The sequence below is a fragment of the Paenibacillus sp. oral taxon 786 str. D14 genome (genome assembly GCF_000159955.1).
Classification (GTDB): domain Bacteria; phylum Bacillota; class Bacilli; order Paenibacillales; family Paenibacillaceae; genus Fontibacillus; species Fontibacillus phoenicis.
Window position 1 is genome coordinate 13,409 of the sequence record NZ_GG696005.1, and the last position, 1,105, is coordinate 14,513.

At 48.1% G+C, this 1,105-nt stretch carries 1 protein-coding gene; it reads left to right on the forward strand.

Annotated features, from left to right (window positions below; all coding sequences use genetic code 11):
- Positions 1-14: 14 nt before the first annotated feature.
- Positions 15-893 carry a nucleotidyltransferase-like protein gene (locus POTG_RS22260; protein WP_009227110.1) on the forward strand — a complete coding sequence of 293 codons (879 nt, stop codon included), beginning with the start codon at positions 15-17 and terminating at the stop codon, positions 891-893.
- Positions 894-1,105 lie beyond the last annotated feature (212 nt).

A 1,105-nucleotide genomic window follows, 5' to 3' on the forward strand; every position in this document is an offset into this window, starting at 1 on the left:
CTGGGAGGGTATCCGTGGAAACAACCATTTTTTCGATCTTAGACGAGGAGAAAGCCGGACATGGAGCCATTGGGGCGATTGGGTATCACCTGGACCAAGCCGGCTTCCACGACTCGCTGTTGCATGATTTCGAATATCTCATTATGGTTGTGCACCATGGCTTGGAGGAGAAGGAACAGCGTATTGAGCACGGCATGAGCGGAGACTCGGCTTATCAACTGCTGCATGTGGGAACCCGCGAAATTGAACGGGGAATATTGACCGGTGATCAGCGGGATTCGGTGAAGTATTTTCTGCACGGCGAGATCATTTGGGACATCGATGGGAAGTTAACGACTTTCCGCTCTTATATCAACGAATTTGGTGATTCCATGAAGGAACGGCGGAAGCTTAAGGAATTTGCCAAATTTCTCAAAGTCTATGGGGAAGCCAAACGGTATACGGCTGAGCAGGACTTGCTGGACGCGTACTACTGCGTGTTGCAGGCGTTAAAGCATTATGCTCGCCTTGAATTGATCGAGCAGGGAATTTTGCCGGAAAGCAGCGTGTGGGAACAGGTTCGCCCTTTAAATTCGGTCGTCAATAAGTTGTTTGATGAGTTGACGGAAAACTCAGAAACGTTGGAGCAGCGCATCCAGCTCGTTCTGTTGGCTTGTGAATTTACACTCGCCAGCAAGATGGCCGATTGTTGTGAACTGCTCTTAAGGATTCTGGGCAGCCGCAAGGAAGCGTGGAGTATTCAGGAGTTAGTGCAGAACCCTGAGCTCGAACATGTGAGAGATGAACTTCCGTTATTACTTCGCAAGTTGGTGGCCCGTTCCTTGGTGCAGGAAATTACCAAAGCTCATAAGGAAGGCGTAGGCGAGCGGCGGGAATTGCGATACAGAGCCTGATTGCGGCGTTCTGGACACTTCCAAAATATACCTTGGACAAACCTATTGACGCGCCCAGCGAGGATATGATAAATTATATCTCGCCCCTAAAAAAGGCAATGAAGTTTTGAAGCTGAAATCGGCACTGGCCGAAAGGTTTTTTAAAAAAACTTCTTGACTTAATCGAGGCAAACATGATATATTATAAAGGTCGCTGCTGAAACAAAGAATAG